Below are 21974 nucleotides of genomic sequence, written 5' to 3'. Positions count from 1 at the left end.
GTGGATGTTCAGTCGTTGGCAGTGAAGTTCACGGCCCGCATGATGCCGCCCCAGCGCGCCGTGTCCTCGCGCATGGTCTTCAGCAGCGCCTCGGGTCCGTCGCCCGCCGGGTACATGCCGTTCTGCAGCAATTGCTGGCGCACCTCCCGCGCATTGACCGCCCGGGTGAACTCGGCGCGCAGCTTGTCGACGATGGGCTGCGGCGTGCTGCGCGGCGCGTAGTAGGCGAACCACGCCGCGGCCACCACGTCCTTGTAGCCGGCCTCGACGAAAGTGGGCAGGCTGGGCATCAGCGGCGAGCGCTTGTCGCCGCTGGTGGCCAGCACCTTCACGCGCCCGGTGGTCTGCAGCTGGAGCGCGCCGCCCACGGTGTCGAAGTAAACCGGCACGGTGCCGCCCATCAGATCCTGGCGCGCCGGCGTCGAGCCGCGGTAGGCCACGTGCACCATCTTCAGCCCGGCGGCGCGGTTGAGCATCTCGCCGAGGAAGTGCGAGGGCGTGCCGGCGCCGTAGGAGGCGAAGCTCAGCTTGTCGCCCTGGCCCTTGGCCCAGGCGATGAACTCGGGCAGCGTGTTGGCGGGCACGTCCTTGTGGACCACCAGCGCGAGCTCGAAGCGCGCCGCATTGACGATCGGCACGAAGTCCTTGACCGGGTCGTACGAGAGCTGCCGGTAGGCATTGGGGAACATGGTCATCATGCTGGCAGTGCCCAGGAGCAGCGTGCGGCCATCGGGCGGCGCGGTCTTCACCGTCTCGACCGCGATGCGGCCAGCCGCGCCGGAGCGGTTGTCGACCACCAGCGGGCCCAGCGATTCGCGCACCTCGTGCGCGATGGCGCGCGTCAGAACGTCCTGCGTGCCGCCGGCGGGCACGCCGATCAGCACCTTGATCGGCTGGCCGGGCGTGAAGGCCTGCGCGTGTGCGAGCGGGGCCAGCGTTGCGGCGGCCAGGGCGGCGAGCGCGCGGCGGCGACGAAGGGTGAAGGTGTGCATGGGGGGTGTCTCCGGTCTCTCTGTTCGTTTGGCCGCGGCCGTGCGGCGGCACCGATCGAATTTAGAGTCGGGGCATTCGATTGTTCAAATCAACCATTCCCCGGACTAACCACTAGATGAGCGACCCCGCGCGCAGATCCCTCGACGAGCTGCTGCTGTACCGGCTGTCCCGCCTGCTGTCCGTTGCGGGCAGCATGGTCATTCGCCTTTGCGAAGGGCGCTTCGGCATCACGCGGCGCGAATGGCGGCTGATCGCCACGCTGGCGAGCCGCGGCAGGCTGGGCTCCTCGCAACTGGCCGAGCATGCCCAGCTCGACCGGGCGCGCACGTCCAAGGCGGTGAGCTCCCTGGTCGAGAAAGGCCTGCTGTCGCGCACGCATCCAGCCGGCGACCGCCGGCAGGTGCTGCTGCAACTCACCGAGCGCGGGCAGACGGTGTACGACGAGCTGCACCCGCTGGTGACGCGCATCAACGCCGATCTCCTGGCGGCATTGGACGCCAACCATGCGGCGTGCCTGGACGAGGCCCTGCGCCAGCTGCAGGCGCGCGCCGAGCAGCTCGCCGGCGAGGCGGTGCTGCCGAAGGCCGACCGCGGCCGGCGCGGCACGGGCTGAGAGCCTGTGCCTGCGAGGCTGCGCGTGCATCGGCGTCAGTCCAGCTTCATGCCGGTGGCCTTGACGATCCTGCCGTAGCGCGCGCGGCTGGCGTCCAGGTGCTGCTGCGCAGCGGCGCCGGTTTCGCCCAGCGCCACCATGTCCAGCGACGCCAGGCGGGTCTTGAGCTCCGGCAAGGCCAGCGCGGACTGCAGCGCGCGGCGCAAGGTCTGCATCACCGGCTCGGGGGTCGCCGCCGGCACCATCGCGAGGTAGAGCACCTCGAACTCCAGGTCCTTGAGGCCGAGCTCGCCGACGGTGGCCACCTGCGGCAGCAGCGGCGAGCGCTGGCGGCCGGTGACGGCCAGCGCCCGCAGCTTGCCGGCCTGCAGTTGCGGCAGCAGGCCGGGCGTGGCGAGGATGCCGGCCTGAACCTCGCCCGACAGCAGCGCCGTGACGGCCGGTGCGTTGCCCTTGTAAGGCACGTGCGTGATCTTCGCGCCGGTCGCATTGGAGAAGATCTCGGCGGCGATGTGGCCCGGGCTTCCGTTGCCCGCGGAGGCGAAGGTGAGGGGTTGCGCCTTGCCCTGGTGGATGACATCGGGCAGCGTCTTCGCGTCCACCGAGGACCCGACGCCGAAGGCAAGGCCCGAGGAGCTGAAGATCATCAGCGCCTTCAGGTCCTTGGCCGCGAAGGGCATCGAGGCGTAGAGATGCGGGTTGATGGTGAAGGTTGTGTCGATCGACAGCAGCACCGCATAGCCGTCGGCCGGGCTCTTGGCCACCACGTCGGCCCCGATGTTGCCGCCGGCGCCCGGCCGGTTGTCCACCACGAAGGGCTGCTTCAGATCCTTCTGCAGGGCGTCGCCCAGCGCGCGGCCGAGGATGTCGAGCGGGCCGCCGGCCGGGAAGTTGGTGATGAACTTCACCGGCTTGGCGGGGTAGGCGGTGTCGGCATGGGCGGGCGGGCCGGCGAGCCCGAGGGCCAGCGCAGCGCAGGCGGCTGCGAGGGCGAGGCGGCGCATCGCGCCGAAGGAAGCAGGGCGGTTCATGTGTTTGTCTCCGGGTTCGGGCGCCGCATGCGGAGTGGGGCGCAACAGGTCGACTCTAGGAGCGCGCGCATCCCCGCACAACTGAAAGCTGTTCTGCCAGCTATTCCCGATGGTTATATTTCGAAGCTCAGACGACAGGGGAGCGGTGCATGTCAGCTATAAATTTTTCCCGCTTGAAGCTGCGACATCTGCAGTGCCTGGTGATGGTGGCCCAGGAGCGCAACCTGGTGCGTGCCGCCAAGGCGCTGGCGCTCACGCAGCCGGCGGTCTCCAAGACCATCGCCGAGCTCGAGGACATCGTCGGCCGCCGTCTGCTGCTGCGCAGGCGGCGCGGCGTCGAGCTGACGCCGGCGGCCGACGTGCTGGTGCGCCACGCGGTGGTGGCGCTGCGCGGGCTGCGCGAAGGCCTGGGCCTGGCGCTGGACCAGCCCGAGCTCGACCAGCTGCAGGTGGCCGTCGGCGCCTTGCCGAACATGGCGGCCCACCTGTTGCCGGCGGCCATCGCGGCGCTGCATGCGCAGGCGCCCGCGTTGCGCGTGCGCGTGGCCAGCGGCACCAACGCGCAGCTGATGACGCAGCTGCGCCAGGGCGAGATCGACCTGGTGCTGGGCCGCCTCGCACAGGCCTCGGCGATGGCCGACCTGGCCTTCGAGCAGCTCTACAGCGAGCCGCTGCTGCTGGTCGCGCGGCCCGGCCATCCGCTCGCGGCGCCGCGGCGTCCGAAGCTCGATGCCCTGGCGGACCATCCGCTCGTCGTGCCGGTCTCGGGCACGCTGATCCGCCACACGGCCGATGCCTTCCTGGTGGCGCAGGGCATGGCGCCGCCGCGCTGCCTGGTGGAGGCGACCGACACCAGCTTCGCGCTGGGACTGCTGCAGTGTTCGGATGCGGTGTGGTTTGCGCCGCAAGGGGCGGTCGACGGTTTTCTCGCGCGCGGCGAATTGAGCCGGCTGGCGATCGACACGGCGAGCACCGAGGGCCCGGTCGGGCTCACCGTGCGGCGCGGCGGCGAGGTGGGCGAGGGGGCCCGTCTCCTGATCGAAGTCATCCACGAGGTGGTGCGGCAACGCGCCGAGGCGCTGGCTGCCGCGGCCCGGCCCCGAGCGGCGCGCCGCTCAGCCCGCGCGCGCTGAGATGGCGCGCGGGGCGGAGGGGCCCACCGCGGCGTCCGTCTGCGCCTGCGGATCGGCCTCCACGCGCAGCCTGGGAAGGAACTGCGGGTACTCGCGCTGCATGAAATCGATCAGCCCCTCGCGCACCGTGCAGCGCAGGTCGAAAGCGAGCGAGGAGGAGGCGGCCGTGCACAGCACGCGGATCTGCATGGTGCGCTCGGTGGCGTCGGTCACGCGCAGGTTGAAGAAGCGGCCGTCCCACTCGGGCGCCGACTTCACGATGCGCTCGACCTCCTCGCGCAGCGGCGCCAGCGGCATGCCGTAGTCGGCGTAGATGAAGACCGAGCCCAGCAGCTGCGAACTGCTGCGCGTCCAGTTCTGGAAGGGCTTCTCGATGAAGTAGGACAGCGGCAGGATCAGGCGCCGGTCGTCCCAGATGCGCAGCACGACGAAGGTGCCGGTGATCTCCTCCACGCGGCCCCATTCGCCTTCGACCACCAGCACGTCGTCGATGCGGATCGGCTGCGCCAGCGCGATCTGCAGGCCGGCGATCAGGTTGCTGAACACCGGCTTGGCGGCCAGGCCGGCGACGATGCCGATCACGCCGGCGGATGCGAGCAGGCTGGCGCCGACCTGGCGCGCGCCGGGGAAGGTCATGAGCATCAGCGAAGCGCCGGCCACCAGCAGCACGCTGTCGGCGGTGCGCGCCAGCACGCGGGTCTGGGTGAGCACGCGGCGCGCCTGCAGGTTGTCCTCCACGTCGTGGGGATGCTTGGCCAGCACGCCGTCGGCGATGCCGTTGACGGCGCGCACGGCCAGCCAGGTCGCCGCCGCGATCAGCAGCAGGCCGTTGAGGTGGCGCACGCTGTTGACGAAGCGCAGGTCGTCCGGCGCGGCCTGCCACACCATCTGCAGCGCGACCAGCGGCAGCACGAAGCGCGCCGGGATCTGGATCTTGACCAGCATGGCGTGCAGCACGGGGGCATGGCGCGTCAGGCGCCGCAGCACCATGCCGCCGATGCGGTGGGCGAGCAGTGCGAGCGGCACCGCGATGAGCGCGGCCAGGCAGGGCCCGAACCACGGATGGGCGAGCAGAATCTCCTTGTTCATCAGGCGATCTTGGGCGTGTCGAGGATGGGGGGTTGAAGAATGCGCGCCGCGTCGTCGCGCAGCTGCGCCGAGATGCCGATCGCCATGTCGAGCCGGCGCAGCAGCCAGGGGCTGACGTCGTTGTCGAAGGGGTCGGGCAGGGGGATGGATTCGGCCACCGTGGTCGCGGCGGCGCTCTCGGGCATGACCGGGCCGCTGGTGGGCGTGCTGCCGATGTTGGCCTCGATGCGCGCGGACGCGCGCTGCAGCGGGCCCTCGATCTCGGCCGGCGTGAGCCGGTCGCGCCGCAGCACCAGCATGGATTTGACCGCGCTCAACTGGGCCAGCAGCTGGTAGCTGTGCGCCTGCAGGTGCTCCAGCGGCTCCAGCGGGGGCTGCACTGCGCGCGGCTCCGAGAGCGAGCGCTGCGTGGCCTGCACCAGCGCCGAGAGGCTGTCGTAGGCCTCGCGGCGCGCCAGGCGCCATTCGAGCTCGGGGCTGGTCTGCACCGCGCGCAGCTGGCCCAGGCCGAGGGCGAGGCGCGCATGGCGCGCCTGCGCCGTCAGGGTGCGCGCGACCAGCGAGGGGATCTGGCTGCGCTCCCACGAGGGCAGCACGTAGCAGAAGGCCCAGGCCAGGCCGGCGCCGATCAGCGTATCGGCCACCCGCTCGAAGAGTGCGAAGGTGGGGCTCATGCCGACGTTCAGCTGGTGCGCCTGCAGCAGGCCCAGCACGGTGGCGGCCACCGAGGTGATCAGGTACTTGCGCACCGCGAAGCCGTGCGCGATCGCCTGCGCCGCGGTCATCGCGAACAGCGCCCCCAGCGCGCTGGGATGGATGGACAGCAGCGCCACCGCGACCACGCAGCCCAGCAGCGTGCCGGCCACCCGACTGTTGCGCCGTTCCAGCGTCTGCGAGAGGCTGCCGCGCAGCACCACCACGATGGTCAGCAGGATCCAGTAGTCGTGCGAGCCCCAGGGCAGCATCACCGCGATCGTATAGCCGACGGCCACCGCGAGCGCGGCGCGGATCGCATGGCGCAGCGGCGGCGCGTCCCAGCGCCACAGCGTGAGGAAGGGCATCAGCGACCAGTCGGTGGGGCTCACGAACATCTGCCAGTTGGCCCGCACCACCGCGAGATCGGGCTCGATCTCGCCGCGCGCCAGGCCCACCAGGCGCAGCACCTCGTCGTTGATGTGGCCGATGCGGCTGGCCAGCCCGCGCGCGAGCACGGCGGGCGTGGGCCCGGCGGAAAAGGGCGGGTGCGCCGCGTCTTCCTCGAGATGGATGGCCGCCAGCTCCGGGCGCCGGTCGGGCACGGGGACGGGCTGGCGGCCGAGCAGCAGGGCGTCGGCCAGCGCGACGGTCTCGTCGGCCAGTTCCAGGAGGATGCGCTGCATCTCGCACAGCGCGGCGGCATGGCCGGGGTGCGCCTTCAGCGCATCGAGGTCGAGCTCGCTGGCCAGCAGCATGTCGCGCAGCTCCAGCACCGTGACCAGCATGCCGGCGAGCCGTTGGCGGCGCGGCGTGCGCGGCGATTCGAGCACGATGTCGCGCGTGGCCTGCAGCTGGTCGGCCAGCGCCGCCTGCTCGCGCAGCAGCTGGCCCAGCAGCGGGGCCGGCACCTCGCGCACGTCGCCGGAATCGTCCCTGGGCGTGAACTGGCCCGCTTCGGTGCGCATCAGCGCGGCCAGCGAGGACAGCAGATCGGCCATCGCCTGCACCCGGTAGCGGCCGTTGAGCGCGTGGTTCGCGAGCAGGGCGTAGACCACGTAGAGCCCGGCGCCCAGGCCGAAGTACAGCGTGCGCTCGACGGCCTCGTGCATGCCGGTGGGCGTCGGCGTGGCCATCGAGAAGATCATCGAGAACATGATCGCGATGGCGATCGGGATGCCGCGCTTGCCCCAGGCCATGGCCACGAAGGCCAGGAAGGTCGCGGGCACCAGCAGCAGGCCGAGGCGCAGCGGCGCCGAATGCAGCAGCTGCACGCAGAAGAAGAGCGGCAGCCCGACCAGCGGCGAGGGCACCATCTGCCAGAACTTGCCGCGGCGCGGGCCGGGCAGGTCGGGCGGCGCGGTCACGATCACGCCGACCCCGGCGGCGGCAGCAGCTGCAACGCCCAGCGCAAGGTGGACACCGCCCGAGATCAGCAGCAGCCCGAAGGCGACCGACAGCCCGTTCGCGACGTAGTGGGAGAGCGCCACGCGCAGCGCGGCGCGGCCTCGTTCGGTGGCGGCGCGCTGCGCCTGCATCACTCGGCGGCGGGGTCGCCCACGGCGGGCGTGGCGGGGCTTTCTTCGCGGCGCAGGCGGGTGAGCTTGCGCGGCGCCGGGGCGGCGGCTGCGGCTTCGGCCGCTGCTTCGGCAACGGCCGTATCGGCATGCACCGTGCTGCGCGCGTAGACGCTGCCGGCCGAAGGATCGACCGCGCGCACGCGCTCGCTGGCGGCAAACTTGTCGTCCACGCTCGCGAACTTCGAGTACTTGCCCAGCAGCGGCACCAGCTGGCCGTAGACGCGCGGCGCGCCGGCGAGGCACTCGCGCTGCTCGAGGAAGTCGGGCTCGCCCGTGAAGTTGCCGATCAGGCCACCCGCCTCGGTGACCAGCAGCGAGCCGGCCGCCACGTCCCAGATGTTGAGGCCGGTCTCGAAGAAGGCGTCGCTGAAGCCGGCGGCGACGTAGGCCAGGTCCAGCGCCGCGGCGCCGGGGCGGCGCAGGCCGGCGGCGCGCGGCATCAGGTCGGCCATGATGGCCAGGTACTGCTTGAAGTTGTCGCCGGTGCGGAAGGGAAAGCCGGTCGAGATCAGGCACTCGTTCAGCCTGATGCGCTTGCTCACGCGGATGCGGCGCTCGTTCATGAAGGCGCCGCGGCCGCGGGTGGCGGTGAACAGGTCGTTGCGGGTCGGGTCGTAGATGACGGCGTGCTCGACCTTGCCCTTGATCGCGAGCGCGATCGAGACGCAGTAGACCGGGAAGCCGTGGATGAAGTTGGTGGTGCCGTCCAGCGGATCGATGATCCAGACGAAGTCGGAATCCTTGGCGCCATGCTCGGCGCCCGATTCCTCGGCGAGGATGCCGTGTCCCGGGTAGGCGCCGAGCAGCGTCTCGATGATCGCTCGCTCGCTCGCGTGATCGACCTCGGTCACGAAGTCGTTGACCTGCTTCTGCGACACGCGCACCGCCTCGATGTCGAGCGCGGCGCGATTGATGATGGCGCCGGCGGCGCGGGCGGCCTTGACGGCCACGTTGAGCATGGGGTGCAGGTTGGGAGACGACATCGGATTGTGGGAAGAACGGCGGGCGGGGCCCTGGGGAGGCGGCCCGGCGATGCGGGCGGCGAGAATTGCGGATTTTACCGGGTCGGGCCTGGCCTTCGGCCCGCTCCCTCTTCAACCCGCCCATGCGCACCCGCTTCATCCTGATCCAGACCAGCCATGCCGGCAATGTCGGCGCCGCCGCGCGCGCCATGAAGACCATGGGCTTCGACGAGCTGGTGCTGGTGGCGCCGCGCTGGGCCAACGTGCTGCGGCGCGAGGAAACCATCCAGCGCGCCAGCGGGGCGCTGGACGTGCTGGAGCGGGCGCGCATCGTCGACACGCTGGACGAGGCGCTCCACGGCGTCACCCACCTCTGCGCCACCGCGATGGTGCCGCGCGACTTCGGCCCGCCGACGTGCACGCCGCGCGAGCACCTGGGGCCGCTGGCCGCGGGGGACGAGCAGCACGTGGCCTTCCTGTTCGGCTCGGAGCGCTTCGGCATGCGCAACGAGGACGTCTACCGCTGCCATGTGGCGCTCAGCATTCCGACCGACCCGGCCTTCGGCTCGCTGAACCTGGGCGCCGCGATCCAGGTGATTGCCTACGAATGGCGGCTGGCCCTCGGCGGCTTCGGCGTGCGCGAGGCGACCGCGCCGGTCCTGGCCGCCGACGCAAAAGCCGTGGCGGGCATGCTGGCGCACTGGGAGCGCTCGCTGGTGCAGATCGGCTTCCTGGACCCCGAGGCGCCCAAGAAGCTGATGCCGCGGCTGCAGCAGCTCTTCAACCGCGCCCAGCCGACGCCGGAGGAGATCCACATCCTGCGTGGCATCGCCAAGGCCATGGCCGATGCGGCAGGGGGCGGGACCTACAAAACCCCATCGCCGGTGCGCGATGACCCCAGCCCTTAGACTGCGCAGCCCATATCGTCATAACAAGAACATCCCATGTTCTCGCGCCTGCGCTCCGACATCCAGTGCATCCTCGACCGCGATCCGGCGGCGCGTTCGCGCTGGGAAGTGCTGACCCTCTACCCCGGCCTGCATGCCCTGGTGCTGCATCGCATGGCGCACTGGTGCTGGGGCCACGGCCTGAAGTGGGTGGGCCGCTTCGTCTCCTACGGCTCGCGCTGGCTCACCGGCATAGAGATCCATCCCGCCGCCGTGATCGGCGATCGCGTGTTCTTCGACCATGCGATGGGCGTGGTGGTCGGCGAGACGGCCGAGATCGGCGACGGCTGCACCATCTACCAGGGCGTGACGCTGGGCGGCACCTCGCTCTACAAGGGCGCGAAGCGGCATCCGACGCTGGGCAAGGATGTGGTGGTGAGCGCCGGCGCCAAGGTGTTGGGCGGCTTCGTGGTGGGCGATGGCGCCAAGATCGGCAGCAATGCGGTGGTGATCAAGCCGGTGCCACCGGGGGCGACCGCCGTCGGGATCCCGGCGCGCATCATTCCGGCCAGGACGGCAAGCGGTGGCGATTCGAGTGGCACCGGCAGGAAGTTCGAGGCCTACGGGATCACGCAGGAAGACGACCCGCTGTCGCTGGCCATGAGGAGCCTGATCGACAACGCGTCGAGCCAGGAGCATCAGATTGCGCTGCTCTGGCAGGCGATCGAGACACTGTCGGCGCAGCCGGGGAAGAAGGACTGCGTGCCGGGGGATGCGGCGACCAAGGAGTGCTTCGAGGCGCAGCGGCTGACCGAACTGGTCGGGAAGTGACGTGCTCCCTCAGGGAGCCGGAGTCCGGATCGCCGACTTGGGCCTGAATGCCTTGCACACCGCCTCGTCCGTTTCCAGATAAGGCCCGCCGATCAGGTCGATGCAGTAGGGCACTGCCGCAAAGATGCCGGGCACCGCCTGGGTGCCGTCGGGGTTCTTCAGCCCTTCCAGCGTCTCCGCGATGGACTTGGGCTGCCCCGGCAGGTTGATGATCAGGCTTTGGTCGCGGATCACCGCGACCTGCCGCGACAGGATGGCGGTGGGCACGAAGCGCAGGCTGATCTGCCGCATCTGCTCGCCGAAACCCGGCATCTCCTTGTGGGCGACGGCCAGCGTGGCCTCGGGCGTCACGTCGCGCAGGGCCGGGCCGGTGCCGCCGGTGGTCAGCACCAGCGAGCAGCCGGCGTCGACCAGTGCGATCAACGCGGCGCTGATTGCCGCCTGCTCGTCGGGGATGAGCCGAGGCTCGAAATCGATGGGATTGCGCAAGGCGCGCTGCAGCCATTCCTGCAGTGCGGGCAGGCCCTTGTCCTCATAGACCCCGCTGGAGGCGCGGTCGCTGATCGAGACGATGCCGATGCGCACCGGGTCGTGAGGGTTGCTCATTCGACAACCTCCGCGCTACGCGCTGCGGTGCTATTCGACTTGGGAGCGGCCCGGCGTCTCATTCGACAACCTCCGCGCTACGCGCTGCGGTGCTATTCGACTTGGGAGCGGCCCGGCGTCTCATGCATCTTCCTCGCGCGCCTGCGCCGCGGCTTCGGCCGCATGGTCCGCGGTGCCATGCACTTCGAGCTGCGCGCGCAGCAGCTGGAACAGCTCCCGGTAGGCCTTGCCCTGGCGCGGTGCCTCGCCGGGCGGGCCTTCCTTGAGGTCCTTGCGCGCCTGGCGCACCAGCGCGCGCAGCTGCTGCGCGTCGGTGCCGGGATGGGTTTCGATCCAGCCGCCCAGCGCGTCGTCGTCGGCGATCACCCGGTCACGCCAGCGCTCGGCGTCGTGCAGGATGGCAGCTTCCTGCGCGGGGCCGCGGTTCTGCTCGTCGAGCGCCGCGCGGATGGCATCGAGCGTGGCGGCGTCGAGGCCGCGCATCAGCTTGCCGATGAACTGCATCTGGCGGCGCTTGCCCTCGAAGTTGGTGATGCGCTTGGCTTCGTCGATGGCGTCGCGCAGCTTGTCCTCGAGCTCCAGCTTGTCGAACAGGCCGGCGCGCAGGCCCAGCAAGGCTTCGCCCAGCGTCTGCAGTTCGGCGCTCTCGCGCTTGAGGTCGGTCTTGCTCGCCGCGTCGCTGCCTTTGAGCTCGCGCTTGAGCTCGAGATCGAGTTCGCTGCCTTCGGCGACAAAGGTGCCGCGGACGAAGTAGCCTTTCTTGGGTTTGCGGGGCATAGAGGCAATCGTAAGCCGCTCCGTCGAAGACGGGGGCGCAAGTATCATAGCCGCCACATGAGCACCTCTTCCTCGCGCGCCGACTCCGGCTTCGCCTACAGCCGTCCCTTCTTCGAAAACCTGGTCGACTCGGCCCTGGCGCACGCCAGGAAGCTCGGCGCCACCGATGCCGGCGCCGAGGCGTCCGAGGGCTGCGGCCTCAGCGTCTCGGTGCGCAAGGGCGAGCTCGAGAACGTCGAGCGCAACCGCGACAAGTCGCTGGGCGTCACGGTCTACGTGGGCCACCGCCGCGGCAATGCCAGCACCTCCGACTTTTCCGAGGCGGCCATCGCCCAGACGGTCCAGGCCGCCTACGACATCGCGCGCTTCACGGCCGAGGACCCGGTCAGCGGCTTGCCCGATGAGGCCGACATCGCGACCGAGCAGCCCGACCTGGACCTGTTCCACCCCTGGGACATCACGAGCGAGCAGGCCGCCGCGCTGGCGCTCGAATGCGAGGCCGCGGCCCTGTCGACCGACAAGCGCATCACCAACAGCGAGGGCGCCGGCGTCTCGGCGCAGCACAGCCACTTCTTCAGCGCCCACACGCGCGGCTTCCGCGGCGGCTATGCCAGCTCCCGCCATTCGATCTCGGTGGCGCCCATCGCGGGCAAGGGCGACGACATGCAGCGCGACGCCTGGTACAGCTCGATGCGCTCCGCCGAGGAGCTCGCGAGCCCCAAGGCTGTCGGGCGCTATGCCGCCGAGCGGGCGCTCAGCCGGCTCAAGTCGCGCAAGATCAAGACCACCGAATGCCCGGTGCTGTTCGAGTCGCCGCTGGCCGCGGGCTTGTTGGGCGCGCTGGTGCAGGCGACCAGCGGAGGTGCGCTCTACCGCAAGAGCACTTTCCTGCTCGACTCGCTGGGCAAGCCGGTGCTGCCCTCGCACATCGACGTGCTGGAAGACCCGCACATCCCGCGCGGCAAGGGCAGCTCGGCCTTCGACGACGAAGGCGTGGCCACCCGCAAGCGCAAGGTGGTCGACGGCGGCCGGCTCGAGGGCTACTTCCTGAGCACCTATTCGGCGCGCAAGCTGGGCATGAAGACCACCGGCAATGCGGGCGGCTCGCACAATCTCACGCTGAGCTCGCGCCGCACGAAGAAGGGCGACGATCTCGAGGCCATGCTGGCCAAGCTGGGCACCGGCCTGTTCGTCATCGAACTGATGGGGCAGGGCGTCAACTACGTGACCGGCGACTATTCGCGCGGCGCCAGCGGCTTCTGGGTGGAGAACGGGAAGATCGCCTTTCCGGTGCAGGAGATCACGATCGCCGGCAACCTGAAGAGCATGCTCATGGGCATCGAGGCGGTCGGCGCCGATGCCTACAACTACGGCGCCAAGACCACCGGCTCGCTGCTGGTGAACCGGATGAAGGTCGCCGGCAGCTGATCGCTGCTCTCTAGTCGCGCCCGGCTTCGATGATCTTGCGCGCCAGCAGCGCAGGGTTGGTGAAGCACAGCTCGTGGCTGCCGGGGCACTCGACCAGCCGGAACAGGCCCAGGCGCTCCGACAGGCGCGGATGCCAGGGCAGGCTGTGCGGCAGCGCGACGTCCTGCCGGCAGTTCAGGTAGGACTTTCCCACCGGGAGTTCCGCCAGTTCTGCGTCCAAGGCTGCGGGATCGGTGAAGGGCGGCCAACTATTGCGCGAGTGCGGCGCGAACCTTGTCGATGACGCGGACGTAGGGTGCGGTGAAGCCGTCGAGCGGCGCATCGGGCGCCAGCCAGCTGAAGCGGAAGATAAGCCCGTGTTCCTCGGGGCTGCCGACGGCCGTGTGCTCGAAGTGCTCGGGCAGGGGCGCCTGCGCGCGCATCAGGAACAGGTGCCAGAGCTGGGAGGTCTTTTCCCGGTTGCCCTCGATGCCGGCTTCGCACTCGCGATCCAGCGTGCCCAGTGGCACCAGCTCGCCGTCGTAGACGATGCCCGATTCCTCCAGCAATTCGCGCCGGACCGCGTCCTCGGGCGATTCGCCGGGCTCGACGGTGCCCTTGGGCAGCTGCATGCCGGCGTCGCCGGGGTGGAGGAAGACCAGCAGCCGGTCCCGGTCGTCGACCAGGCAGGCGCAGGCCTTGAGCACCTGTTGCGCCGGCACGCTCAGCCGCCCGAAAGCGCGGCCTTGACTGCGGCGCTGACGAGGCCCATGTCGGCCTTGCCGGCCAGGCGGGTCTTGACGGCGCCCATCACCTTGCCCATGTCGCCCGGACCCTTGGCACCGAGCTCGGCGACGATGGCCTTGACCTCGGCGGCGATCTCATCGGCGCCCATGCGCTGGGGCAGGTAGACCTCCAGCACCTTGATCTCGGCAGCCTCCTTGTCGGCGAGATCCGTGCGCCCGCCCTGGGTGAAGGCGGCGACCGAGTCCTTGCGCTGCTTCACCAGCTTGTCGACGATGGCGACGACCATCGCGTCGTCCAGCTCGATGCGCTCGTCGACTTCCTTCTGCTTGAGGGCGGCCAGCAGCAGGCGGATGGTGCCCAGGCGCTCCGAGTCCTTGGCGCGCATCGCGGTCTTCATGTCTTCGGTGATCTGGTCCTTGAGGCTCATGGCTTTGCTTTCGAGAGGGGGCGGAAAAGACAAGAGCCGCGGCAGGTTGTCCCTGGCGCGGCTCAGAACGGGCGTCGGTGTGGGCCGACGCGGCGGGTGCCAGCTTAGTACAGCTTCTTGGGCAGCTGCATGCTGCGCACGCGCTTGTAGTGGCGCTTGACGGCGGCTGCCTTCTTGCGCTTGCGCTCGGCGGTGGGTTTCTCGTAGAACTCGCGGGCGCGCAGGTCGGTCAGCAGGCCGAGCTTTTCGATGGTGCGCTTGAAGCGGCGAAGCGCGACGTCGAAAGGTTCGTTTTCTTTAACGCGGATGGTGGTCATTTAAAAATCGGTTGCTTGAATTTTGCCTGGGGAAGATCGGGCCCCGGGCCGGGTTTCCTCAACACGAAAGGGGTGGGCCGTTGAGGGGTGGCCAAAGTTAGCCCGGCATTATAGCGTGACTGGCGCCCGCTTCCAGTGCCTGCGCGCAGGCGTATGCGCTGGCCCAGGCCCACTGGAAGTTGTAGCCGCCCAGCCAGCCGGTGACGTCCACCACCTCGCCGATGAAATACAGGCCGGGCTGCTTCGATTCCATGGTCTGCGAGGACAGGTCCCGGGTATCCACGCCGCCGGCCGTGACTTCCGCTTTCTTGTAGCCCTCGGTGCCGCTGGGCGTGATCTGCCAACGGGCGATGCGCTCGGCCAGCGCCGCGAGCGCCCGGTCGGCGGCCTCGTTGATCGGGCGCTGCAGCGCCGCGTCCTGCCCCACCCAGGCGTCGGCCAGCCGGGCAGGCACCAGGCCGGCCAGCTCGTTGGCGATGCGCTTGCGGGAGCGCAGCTTGGCCTGGGCCAGCGCGGCCTGCATGTTCACGCCGGGCGCGAAGTCGATGTCGAGCGGCGCGCCAGGCTGCCAGTAGCTGGAGATCTGCAGCACCGCCGGGCCGGAGAGCCCGCGATGGGTGAACAGCAGGTCTTCGAGGAAGACCGTCCGCTCCTTCTTGCCGCCGGTCGCGATCTGCACAGGCAGGGCGAGGCCGGCAAGGTCGGCGTAGGGCGCCCAGGCCTCGCCGCCGAAGGTCAGGGGCACCAGGGCAGGGCGGGGCGTGACGACGCGCAGGCCGAACTGGGTGGCCAGCCGGTAGCCGAAGTCGGTGGCGCCGATCTGCGGAATGGACAGCCCGCCGGTCGCCACCACCACCCGGGGCGCGCGCGCCTCGCCGCGGCTGGTCTGGAGCCGGTAGCCCTCGCCCGGCGTGAAGCCGATCTCGCCGACGCTGCAGGGCTGCCAGTGCGCCACGCTGCCGGCCGCGCATTCGGCCAGCAGCATGTCGATGATCTGCTGCGAGGCGCCGTCGCAGAAGAGCTGCCCCTTGTGCTTCTCGTGGTAGGCGATGCCGTGGCGCTGGACCAGGTCGATGAACTGCTGCGGCGTGTAGCGCGACAGCGCCGAGCGGCAGAAATGCGGATTGCCGCCGATGAAGTGGCGCTGCGGCGCGCGCACGTCCAAGTCGCGGTTGGTGAAGTTGGCGCGGCCGCCGCCGGAGATGCGGATCTTCTCGGCGATGCGCTCGGCATGGTCGATCAGCAGCACCTTCAGACCGCGCTGGCCGGCGAGCCCCGCGCAGAACAGGCCGGCCGCGCCGGCGCCGACGACGATGGCGTCGAACGCGCTCGCTGCCCCCATCAGCCCTTCCACAAGAACGGGAACTTCAACTGCTTGAAGAAGCCGTTGGGCACGTAGTCGCCCACGACGCCGTAGCGTTCGGGCCAGAGCCGGGTGCTCTTCACCGCGGTGCCGAAGAGATAGTCGAGGAAGGCGTAGTGCGCGGCGTAGTTCTTGTCGATCGCCTCGTCGTCCTGGCTGTGGTGCCAGTGGTGGAAGTTGGGCGTGACGATCACGTAGCGCAGCGGCCCCAGGCGCACGCTCACGTTGGCGTGGTTGAAGACGGCCTGGAAGCCCACCACCACGATGTACGCGTCGATCACTTCCTTGCTGAAGCCCAGCACGTAGATCGGCGCCAGCACCAGTGTGCGCGTGATCAAGAGCTCGAGGATGTGCTGGCGCGAGCCGGCCAGCCAGTCCATGCTCTTCACGCTGTGATGCACCGCGTGCAGGCGCCACAGCAGCGGCACCTCGTGGTAGGCGCGATGCGTCCAGTACTGCACCAGGTCGGCCACCAGGATGATCAGCAGCACCCCGGCCCAGAAGGGCAGCCCTGCGATCCAGCCGCGCACCCCGTCGTTGGCGGCCCAGCCGAAGAGCTTGTGCACCAGCAGGTTGGTGGCCAGCAGCACGAAGCCCACGATCATGTGGTTGACCACGAAGTGGTGGAAGTCGGTCTGCCACTCGGCGCGGAACACCGGCTGCTCCTTGCGGTGCGCGAACAGCTTCTCGATGAAGATGAAGATCAGCGAGGAACCCAGCAGGTCGAGGATGAACCAGTCCAGCCCGATGTAGGGTGTGTTGTCGGCGAAGTCGTTGACCGGCACCTTGTGCCCGCCCAGCAGCGCCGCGGCCGCCACCAGCAGAAAGGCGAAGGCCGAGAGCCAGCGCGAGCGGTTGAAGATGATGTTGACCAGCGCCAGCCCGCCGGCGATGACCATGGCCGTGAGCAGCACGAGGCGCATCACGTCCACGTTGTAGCTGCGGCGCAGCTCGGGCGTGCTCAGGTACTGCGGGAAGTGGAAGACCAGCACGCCCAGGAAGCACAGGACGGCCAGCGAGAACGCGATCGTCCCGGTGACCAGGCCCCGGCCACGTTGCAGCTCGCCGTGGCTCTCGACGAATTCGTTGAGTTTCTCCAGTTCCAGCATGCCCATCTCCGCCCGTTGTTCTTCAGGTCGAAGATTCTAGGTCGGTGGGCCGTCCGCTCGGGCCGGCCGAATGGCCGATTCAGGTGCCGAAGCGCGTGGCCGGGAGGCCTGCCGCCGCCAGGCCGCGCAGTACATCGCCCACCACGATCACGGCCGGGCTGCCCAGGCCGGCGGTCACCACGTCACGCGGCAGGTGCGCCAGCGTGGTCGCGACATGGCGCTGCTGCGGCAGGCTGGCGTGCTGGATCACGGCGACGGGCGTCTCGCCGGGCAGGCCGTGCAGCAGCTGTTCCTGGATGTGGGCCACGCCCGAGACGCCCATGTAGATCACCAGCGTGAGCCGCGCATCGCGCGCCGTGGCCGCCAGCTGGCGCCAGTCGGTGGGATGCTCGGCGGCCGCATGCCCGGTCTTGGCATGGCCCGTCACGAAGACGACGCCCTGCGCATGGTCGCGGTGGGTGAGCGGCACGCCCAGCGCGGTGACGGCGGCGAGGCCGGCCGTGATGCCGTTGACCACCCGCACCTCGATGCCTTCCTCGCGCAGATGCTCCACCTCCTCGCCGCCGCGGCCGAAGATGAAGGGGTCGCCGCCCTTGAGGCGCACCACCGTCTCGCCCTCGCGCACCGCGGTGATCATCAGCCGCTCGATGAAGGCTTGCGGCGTGCTCTTGCAGCCGCCGCGCTTGCCCACGTGGATGATGCGGGCCCCGGGCCGCGCGTAGGCCGCGAGGATCTCCTCGCTCACTAGGTCGTCCACCAGCAGCACGGTGGCCGCCTGGATTGCCTTGACGGCCTTGATGGTCAGCAGCTCGGGGTCGCCCGGGCCGGCGCCGACCAGCGTGCAGCTGCCGTGATGGGAAAGAAGGCTCATGCTTGCTCCATGTGGCTCAGTTGCAGGACGTGGCGGACCTGCTGCGCGATGGCGTCCGGTATCGGCGCCTGGCCGGCCAGCACGCGGCGCGTGTAGTCGGCGGTCGTGTGGACATCGATGTCGGCCGGCAGGCCCGGCACCTCGGACAGCGTGCCGGGCTGCTGCGCCTGCAGCGCGATGCGTCGCCCCTTGACGAAGCCGTCGACCTGGCCGGTGCGGCGCGGATCGGCGACGCTCTCGCCTTCCAGGCCGCGCGAGAGCAGGGCGGTCATGCCCATCAATTCGAAGGTGGCGGCCATCGATTCCGCATAGGCCGGATGCGTGTAGCTGCCGACCACCACGCAATCGCCTTCGCTGGGCTGCATCAGCTTCACCACGCTATGCCCGGGGTTGCGCAGGCCCACCACGCGGCGCACGTCGAGCAGGCGCTTCAGGCCCGGGCTGAGCAGCGCGGTCGGCGCGAACACCACCTCGCCGTCGGCGATGGGCCGGATGTGCTCCAGCGGCTGCACATCGAGCGCCGCGAGCACGTTGGACGACAGGACCCGCGTCGACTCGGTGGCCGCGCCGTGCACCAGCACGGGCAGCCCCTCGCGCGCCAGCAGCAGCGCGAGCAGCGGCGTCAGCACCGGCAGCCGGCGCGCGCCGTTGTAGCTGGGCAGCACCGCCAACGGCCGGCCGGTGGCCGGGAAGCGCGCCAGGCGCGCGTGCGTGGCATCGAGAAAGCCCGCCATTTCCTCGGGCGTCTCGCCCTTGATGCGCATGGCCAGGCAGAAGGCGCCGGTCTCGAGGTCGGTGACGGTGCCGTCGAGCACCTGGCCGAACAGGTCGCAGGCCTGCGCGCGGCCGAGCGGCTTCGCGCCGCGCGCGCCGCGGCCGATTTCCTTGATGTAGTGGCTGATTCCCATGGGTGCCCGGATTGTCCCGCAAGGCTTATGCCGCACGGCGCGGTCGCTTATGCCCCGGCGTGCAGCAGGGGCGAGGGCTGCGCCGTGCATCGCGGGCCTCATGGCGCGGTCGCCAGGGCGGGGCTCGCACGCACCATGCGCTTGAGCTCGGGCAGGCAGGAGCCGCAGTTGGTGCCGCACTTCAGCGCGCTCTGCAACGCGCCGAGCCGCTCTCCGTCGGAACCCGCCGTTTCCGCCAGCCGTTCGGCAATCGCGGTCTCGGTGACGCCGAAGCAGCTGCACACGATCTTGCCGCGCGCCGAAACGCCGGCCGGAGCGGTCGAGCCCGGCTTCAGCAGCTGGCGGCCATAGGCCTGGGCGGGCAGCCGGTCCTGCAGCAGCGCCTTGATCCAGGCCTCGGCGCGGGTGTCGCCGGCCAGCAGGAAGGCTTCGAGGTGCGCGTCCTGGCCGTCGCGCACCAGCCGCGCCGCGCGCCGCTGGCCGTGCTTCCTGTCGGCGTAGCGCAGGCTGTCGGCGCCGTGCAGCGACAGCAGCTCCTCGATGCGGGCCAGCACTTCGTCCGGAGGCGCCTCGTAGGCGGCGCCGCGGAACAGCACGCCTGTGCGTTCCGCTGCGCCACCCGCCAGGGCGCCGCCGGCGCCGAAGGGCACGCAGCTCGCGAAGACGAAGGAGGGCATCAGCGCGCGCAAGGCCTCGTGAACGCGCAGGGCGGCATCGCCAGGCAGCCAGCCCACGGCCAGCAGGGTCCAGGGCAGCTCGGCCTTGAGGATCTTGACGGCCGCGTGCTTGAGCTCGGGCTGCTTCGAATCGGGACAGTAGGCCGGCGTCGTGAGCACGTTGACGCCCGCCAGCCGCTCGCCGGTGCTGGAGCGGCCGCTCAGGTATTCGCTGCCCCAGTGCATGGCGATGAAGGCCTGGCTCAGGCCCACGTCCGTGCTGCCGGCCACCGGCAGCACGATGGAGCCGCGCCGCGACGTGACGTGCACCAGCTCGCCTTCGCTCAGCTGGCGGCGCGCCATGTCCTGCGGATGCATCTGCACCGAAGGCTCTGGCGCGTGGCCGAACAGCCGGCCCAGCGTGCCGGTGCGGCTCATGCCGTGCCATTGGTCGCGCAGGCGTCCGGTGGTGAGCGAGAAGGGATGGCGAGCATCGCGCGGCTCGGCCACCGGCTTGTAGGCCACGTCGACGAAGCGGGCGCGGCCGTCGGGCGTGGGGAAGACGCCGTCCGCGTAGAGGCGTGCGCGGCCGGTGGATTCGCCCTCGCGCAGCGGCCATTGCTGGGGCGCGGCCTCCAGCATGGCGTAGCTCATGCCGGTGATGTCGAGGTCGCGGCCGCGGGTGGATTCGCGGTGCTCGTTCCACACCGATTCGGCGTCGGGATAGGGAAAGAGCGTGCCCGTGCGCCCGAGGCGCGCTTCGAGCCGGCGTGCGAAGTCGGCGGCGATCAGCCAGTCGTCGCGCGTCGCGCCGGGGCGTGCCACCGCGTTGCGCACGCGCGAGATGCGGCGTTCGCTGTTGGTGACGGTGCCGTCCTTCTCCCCCCAGGTGGTGGCGGGCAGCAGCAGGTCGGCGTAGTCGCAGGTGGCGGTCGTCGAGAAGGCTTCCTGCACCACCACGAACTCGCAGCGCTCGAGCGCCCGGCGCACGGTGGCCTGGTCCGGCATGGACTGCGCCGGGTTGGTGCAGGCGATCCACAGCGCGCGGATCTCGCCGTCGGCCGCGGCCTGGAACATCTCGACCGCGGTCTTCCCCGGCTTCTCGGGCACCGACGGAACGCCCCACAGCGCGGCCACCTCGGCGCGGTGCGCGGGGTTGGCGAGATCGCGGTGTGCCGACAGCAAGTTGGCCAGGCCGCCCACTTCACGGCCGCCCATCGCGTTGGGCTGGCCGGTCAGCGAGAAGGGGCCGGCGCCCGGCTTGCCGATCTGCCCGGTCGCCAGGTGCAGGTTGATCAGTGCCGCGTTCTTCGCGGTGCCCGAGCTCGACTGGTTCAGACCCTGGCAATAGAGACTCAGCGTCGCGGGCGAGGTGGCGAAGAGCCGCGCGGCCTCCAGCAGGTCGTCCTTGGAGATGCCGCAGACCTGCGCCACGCGCTCGGGCGTGCAGTCGCGCACGGTGCGCTTGAGCTCGTCGAAGCCGGTGGTGTGGGCCGCGATGTAGGCGGCATCGGTCCAGCCTTCCCACAGCATCAGGTGCAGCATGCCGTGGAACAGCATCACGTCGGTGCCGGGCTGCAGCGCGAGATGCAGGTCGGCGATCTCGCAGGTGTCGGTGCGGCGCGGATCGGCCACGACGATCTTCATCGCCGGGTTGGCCGCCTTCGCATCCTCGATGCGGCGGAACAGGATGGGGTGCGCCCAGGCGGTGTTGCTGCCGGTGATGAAGAGACACTGCGCGTGCTGGAAGTCGTCGTAGCAAGCCGGTGGCGCGTCGGCGCCCAGCGTCTTCTTGTAGCCGGCCACCGCGCTGCTCATGCACAGGCGCGAGTTGGTGTCGATGTTGTTGGTGCCGATCAGGCCCTTGGCGAGCTTGTTGAAGACGTAGTAGTCCTCGGTCAGCAGCTGGCCCGAAACGTAGAAGCCGACGGCGTCGGGGCCATGCTCGCGGATGACCTGGGCGAACTTGTCGGCGGCAGTGTCCAAGGCAGCATCCCAGCCGATGGCCTGCGGTGTGGCGCCGCGCTGGGCACGGCGCATGGGCTGCAGCAGGCGCGTCTGCATCGTCACCGCGGCGCTGGCGGTGAGGTGCAGGGTCGAACCTTTGGTGCAGAGGCGGCCGAAATTGGCGGGATGGGCCGGATCGCCGCGCACGCCGGTGATCTGCGCGCCATCGGACTCGATGACTACGCCGCAGCCCACGCCACAGTAAGGGCAGGTAGAACGGGTTTCAGCCATGGCAGTCTCGATGCAGGCTGCGGCGTTCACGTTCACCGCGAAGCGGACCGCCGAAGGCGTGTCCGCAGCCCACGCCGCAGCAAGGGCAGGTGGAGCGGGTTTCGTTCATGGGTCGTGTGCCTTGCTACGCCTACATGCCGTGGGGTGCCTGCGCTTCGAAGCTCTCGTCGCCGAGCTTGCCGGCCGTCGCAGCGCCGGGGCCCGCGCGAGGCGGAGACACATCGAGCGCCAGCGTTGCCAGCTCGCGTGCGTCCAGCATGACCTGCTCGCCTTCGACCTTGCACGCGAAGCGCGGCGTGCAGCCCTCGTCGGGCGACTTCGCGCAGCCGTCGTCCAGCCCGATCGCCCAGTTGTGCAGCGGGCAGGCCACGCTGGTGCCGAACACGATGCCCTGCGACAGCGGCCCGCCCTTGTGCGGGCAGCGGTCGAGCAGGGCAAAGACCTGGTTCTCGGCGTTGCGGAACACCGCCACGTCCATGCCCGCAGGCCGGGCCACGCGTCGTGCGCCGAGCACGGGGATGTCGTCGACGCGGCAGATGGCTTTCCATTCGCTCATGGGGATCTCTCTAGGTTTTGAGGTTGGAGTACAGGCCGGCGATGCGATCCATGATCGTCAGCAGGTTCTCGCTGGTGACGAACACGTCGGACATGAGCTTGGGCGATGCGCCATCGCCCAGGCCGACCAGGGCGGTAGAGGCGATGAAGAGGCGTCTTTTCAACCCGTTTCTCCGATTCG

General features: G+C 70.1%; 22 protein-coding genes and 1 pseudogene. 5 read left to right on the top strand and 18 right to left on the bottom strand.

Features of this window, described 5'->3' with window-relative positions; all coding sequences use genetic code 11:
* Window positions 1–8 precede the first annotated feature (8 nt).
* On the bottom strand, window positions 9–992 hold the full coding sequence (locus AC3A6X_RS32330) for a Bug family tripartite tricarboxylate transporter substrate binding protein (RefSeq protein ID WP_487846017.1): 984 nt from the start codon (window positions 990–992) through the stop codon (window positions 9–11).
* Window positions 993–1108: 116 nt separating this feature from the next.
* Between AC3A6X_RS32330 and AC3A6X_RS32325 the strand changes: the two genes are divergently transcribed.
* Window positions 1109–1606 (top strand): MarR family winged helix-turn-helix transcriptional regulator, encoded by a 498-nt coding sequence (locus AC3A6X_RS32325; RefSeq protein WP_487846016.1) that lies wholly within the window; start codon window positions 1109–1111, stop codon window positions 1604–1606.
* Window positions 1607–1641: 35 nt separating this feature from the next.
* Here the strand turns inward: AC3A6X_RS32325 and AC3A6X_RS32320 are convergent, their stop codons facing one another.
* The gene (locus AC3A6X_RS32320) at window positions 1642–2637 is read right to left on the bottom strand and encodes a Bug family tripartite tricarboxylate transporter substrate binding protein (RefSeq protein WP_487846015.1); all 996 of its coding nucleotides are present in this window, start codon (window positions 2635–2637) and stop codon (window positions 1642–1644) included.
* Window positions 2638–2810: 173 nt separating this feature from the next.
* Between AC3A6X_RS32320 and pcaQ the strand changes: the two genes are divergently transcribed.
* Entirely contained in the window at window positions 2811–3770 is a 960-nt protein-coding gene (gene pcaQ / locus AC3A6X_RS32315) for a pca operon transcription factor PcaQ (protein WP_487846014.1), read from the top strand.
* On the opposite strand, the gene AC3A6X_RS32310 is transcribed toward pcaQ, so the two are convergent.
* The 3 genes from AC3A6X_RS32310 to AC3A6X_RS32300 are packed head-to-tail and all read right to left on the bottom strand — an operon-like array spanning window position 3753 to window position 8115.
* Window positions 3753–4859, bottom strand: coding sequence for a mechanosensitive ion channel family protein (locus AC3A6X_RS32310; RefSeq protein ID WP_487846013.1), 1107 nt, complete (start codon window positions 4857–4859; stop codon window positions 3753–3755). The genes pcaQ and AC3A6X_RS32310 overlap by 18 nt on opposite strands.
* Window positions 4859–7090: an FUSC family protein gene (locus AC3A6X_RS32305; protein ID WP_487846012.1), complete on the bottom strand. Its 2232-nt coding sequence runs from the start codon at window positions 7088–7090 to the stop codon at window positions 4859–4861. Before AC3A6X_RS32305 ends, AC3A6X_RS32310 begins: the two co-directional genes overlap by 1 nt.
* Complete coding sequence (locus AC3A6X_RS32300; protein WP_487846011.1) at window positions 7090–8115, bottom strand: inositol monophosphatase family protein; 1026 nt, start codon at window positions 8113–8115, stop codon at window positions 7090–7092. The genes AC3A6X_RS32305 and AC3A6X_RS32300 overlap by 1 nt, the downstream gene beginning before the upstream one ends.
* 122 nt (window positions 8116–8237) lie before the next feature.
* Here AC3A6X_RS32300 and AC3A6X_RS32295 point away from each other — a divergent pair, with 122 nt between their 5' ends.
* Entirely contained in the window at window positions 8238–9002 is a 765-nt protein-coding gene (locus AC3A6X_RS32295; RefSeq protein WP_487846010.1) for an RNA methyltransferase, read from the top strand.
* A gap of 36 nt (window positions 9003–9038) precedes the next feature.
* Window positions 9039–9812 carry a serine O-acetyltransferase gene (cysE, locus tag AC3A6X_RS32290; RefSeq protein ID WP_487846009.1) on the top strand — a complete coding sequence of 258 codons (774 nt, stop codon included), beginning with the start codon at window positions 9039–9041 and terminating at the stop codon, window positions 9810–9812.
* 9 nt (window positions 9813–9821) lie between these two features.
* On the opposite strand, the gene mog is transcribed toward cysE, so the two are convergent.
* Together mog and yjgA are read right to left on the bottom strand one after the other, a co-directional pair.
* A complete protein-coding gene (gene mog / locus AC3A6X_RS32285; protein ID WP_487846008.1) occupies window positions 9822–10418 on the bottom strand; it encodes a molybdopterin adenylyltransferase in 597 nt (198 codons plus the stop codon).
* Between the two features lie 120 nt (window positions 10419–10538).
* On the bottom strand, window positions 10539–11195 hold the full coding sequence (gene yjgA / locus AC3A6X_RS32280) for a ribosome biogenesis factor YjgA (protein ID WP_487846007.1): 657 nt from the start codon (window positions 11193–11195) through the stop codon (window positions 10539–10541).
* A gap of 57 nt (window positions 11196–11252) precedes the next feature.
* On the opposite strand from yjgA, the gene pmbA reads away from it, so the two are divergent.
* On the top strand, window positions 11253–12623 hold the full coding sequence (gene pmbA / locus AC3A6X_RS32275; RefSeq protein ID WP_487846006.1) for a metalloprotease PmbA: 1371 nt from the start codon (window positions 11253–11255) through the stop codon (window positions 12621–12623).
* Between the two features lie 10 nt (window positions 12624–12633).
* Here the strand turns inward: pmbA and AC3A6X_RS32270 are convergent.
* The 11 genes and pseudogenes from AC3A6X_RS32270 to AC3A6X_RS32220 form a co-directional block, all read right to left on the bottom strand.
* A pseudogene (locus tag AC3A6X_RS32270) lies at window positions 12634–12858 on the bottom strand (alpha/beta hydrolase); the annotation flags it as partial.
* A 13-nt stretch (window positions 12859–12871) separates the two neighbouring features.
* Window positions 12872–13324, bottom strand: coding sequence for an NUDIX domain-containing protein (locus tag AC3A6X_RS32265; RefSeq protein WP_487846005.1), 453 nt, complete (start codon window positions 13322–13324; stop codon window positions 12872–12874).
* Window positions 13325–13326: 2 nt separating this feature from the next.
* Window positions 13327–13776, bottom strand: a complete 450-nt coding sequence (locus AC3A6X_RS32260; RefSeq protein ID WP_487846004.1) for a GatB/YqeY domain-containing protein — start codon at window positions 13774–13776, stop codon at window positions 13327–13329.
* Between the two features lie 104 nt (window positions 13777–13880).
* Window positions 13881–14093 carry a 30S ribosomal protein S21 gene (rpsU, locus tag AC3A6X_RS32255; RefSeq protein ID WP_007833691.1) on the bottom strand — a complete coding sequence of 71 codons (213 nt, stop codon included), beginning with the start codon at window positions 14091–14093 and terminating at the stop codon, window positions 13881–13883.
* A 97-nt stretch (window positions 14094–14190) separates the two neighbouring features.
* Window positions 14191–15435, bottom strand: a complete 1245-nt coding sequence (locus AC3A6X_RS32250) for a BaiN/RdsA family NAD(P)/FAD-dependent oxidoreductase (protein WP_487846003.1) — start codon at window positions 15433–15435, stop codon at window positions 14191–14193.
* Window positions 15435–16565, bottom strand: coding sequence for a sterol desaturase family protein (locus AC3A6X_RS32245; RefSeq protein ID WP_309964284.1), 1131 nt, complete (start codon window positions 16563–16565; stop codon window positions 15435–15437). Before AC3A6X_RS32245 ends, AC3A6X_RS32250 begins: the two co-directional genes overlap by 1 nt.
* A gap of 79 nt (window positions 16566–16644) precedes the next feature.
* Complete coding sequence (cobA, locus tag AC3A6X_RS32240) at window positions 16645–17436, bottom strand: uroporphyrinogen-III C-methyltransferase (RefSeq protein ID WP_487846002.1); 792 nt, start codon at window positions 17434–17436, stop codon at window positions 16645–16647.
* Window positions 17433–18344: a DNA-binding protein YbiB gene (ybiB, locus tag AC3A6X_RS32235; protein ID WP_487846001.1), complete on the bottom strand. Its 912-nt coding sequence runs from the start codon at window positions 18342–18344 to the stop codon at window positions 17433–17435. Before ybiB ends, cobA begins: the two co-directional genes overlap by 4 nt.
* Before the next feature lie 98 nt (window positions 18345–18442).
* A complete protein-coding gene (locus AC3A6X_RS32230; protein WP_487846000.1) occupies window positions 18443–21238 on the bottom strand; it encodes a nitrate reductase in 2796 nt (931 codons plus the stop codon).
* A gap of 130 nt (window positions 21239–21368) precedes the next feature.
* On the bottom strand, window positions 21369–21794 hold the full coding sequence (gene nirD / locus AC3A6X_RS32225) for a nitrite reductase small subunit NirD (protein WP_487845999.1): 426 nt from the start codon (window positions 21792–21794) through the stop codon (window positions 21369–21371).
* A gap of 10 nt (window positions 21795–21804) precedes the next feature.
* Window positions 21805–21957 (bottom strand): hypothetical protein, encoded by a 153-nt coding sequence (locus AC3A6X_RS32220; protein WP_487845998.1) that lies wholly within the window; start codon window positions 21955–21957, stop codon window positions 21805–21807.
* Window positions 21958–21974 lie beyond the last annotated feature (17 nt).

The sequence above is a fragment of the Variovorax sp. Soil_C_12 genome (assembly GCF_057657375.1).
The sequence above is the reverse complement of the archived record's forward strand: the minus strand, read 5'-3'. Positions and strand labels throughout refer to the sequence as shown.